Origin of the sequence: Acinetobacter sp. YH16042 (assembly GCF_013417245.1) — a bacterium.
GTDB classification, from domain to species: domain Bacteria; phylum Pseudomonadota; class Gammaproteobacteria; order Pseudomonadales; family Moraxellaceae; genus Acinetobacter; species Acinetobacter amyesii.
This window is the reverse complement of record NZ_VPEJ01000130.1, coordinates 1-1,259: the sequence shown is the minus strand read 5'-3', so window position 1 is coordinate 1,259 and position 1,259 is coordinate 1. Positions and strand designations below refer to the sequence as shown.

Below are 1,259 nucleotides of genomic sequence, written 5' to 3'. Positions count from 1 at the left end.
TTAGTGATTTGGGGCGAATGGTATGTCAATAAACTGCAATGACTTGTTTAAAATGAGTGATTCAACGAAATATTTTATTTATGCAAGTTTATTCTTACTAGTATCTATTCTTTTTTGTTTACCTGCTTATGCTAGTAGCTGTTGGTTAGGGCAGTCTGCAACGTTAAGTTTAGGAACATCAAATGCTCAAGGCTCAGCACTTGTTTCAACAGATGTTATTGCTGACTGTTACTTTAATTCAAACCAGCCTGTAACGTATAAGCTATGTTTAGTGGCTGATAGTTTTGATCCCGCAGGTAGTACTCCTCGAAGTATGATTATTTATAATCCTGTAAGAGCATTACTCAATTATGAATTATATTCTGATGCAGCAAGAACATTTAAGATTCCTGATTCAGAACGTAAAAACCAAGCACAATGCCAAACTTTCCAGTTTGAAGCAGGAACTGGAAATGTCAGTACTCGGCTTAAACTATATGGTCAGGTGTTGCCTGGACAGAACGTACCAGCAGCATACTATCAAACGAATAGTATTGGATTGAAACTTTATTCTGCATACAAGGTTGGATCAGAAGTACCAACGGATACAGAAGCCCTTGCAAATTCGAATACTGGTAATAATAATTTAATTGTTAACTCATATTATGAAAATAGTTGCTTAATTCAGTCGGCAACAGATATTAACTTTGGTGCGGTTGACCAACTGAAGACACCGTTAATAAGCTCAGGAAATATACAGTTAGCCTGTCCCGTTGGCACTATTATGCAAGTCAGTTTAAATAATGGCATCAATGCGCAGGGCACACAAAGAAGAATGAGAAATGCTTTAGGAAACTATATCCGATACAACCTTTCTAGGAACGCACACGATGATCAACCTTGGCAAGGTAATACCTTTTACTCTGTAGATAATCATAATATACCTGTATATGCAACGGTTCCAGCTCAACCCATCAGTAGTACTGGGCAATACTCTGACACGATTACAGTAACTCTAACTTATTGATTTTTATTTTAAAATTAATAGGTAACCGTCGCAGTTACTGTGTCACTATATTTCCCAGCAGGAACATTAGCATTGGGAACCTTACCCCAAATCTTAATATTTTGTGTTTCCCCTGTCCCCTGTTGTGACAAACGATTGTCTGCAATATTGCCCCATTCTTGGCTCATGGCAACATCTTGATAATGCTGATAAGGAATTTGTATGGAAATATCATTGGCATGCTTCAAACGACCATCACTATTTAAAGCAATAT

The 1,259-nt window shown here is 37.2% G+C and carries 2 protein-coding genes; one reads left to right on the top strand and one right to left on the bottom strand.

Annotation, left to right across the window (positions count from 1 at the left end):
- The first annotated feature begins 52 nt into the window (after positions 1-52).
- On the top strand, positions 53-1,006 hold the full coding sequence (locus FTV37_RS17525) for a spore coat U domain-containing protein (RefSeq protein ID WP_180002664.1): 954 nt from the start codon (positions 53-55) through the stop codon (positions 1,004-1,006).
- Between the two features lie 14 nt (positions 1,007-1,020).
- On the opposite strand, the gene FTV37_RS17520 is transcribed toward FTV37_RS17525, so the two are convergent.
- Positions 1,021-1,259: spore coat protein U domain-containing protein (locus tag FTV37_RS17520; protein ID WP_180064344.1), on the bottom strand; the 239-nt coding region annotated here is incomplete at its 5' end.

What these genes read in the sequence shown, in the direction of transcription:
- FTV37_RS17525 (WP_180002664.1), top strand. Translation starts at nt 53, where the DNA reads ATGAGTGATTCAACGAAATATTTTATTTATGCAAGTTTATTCTTACTA.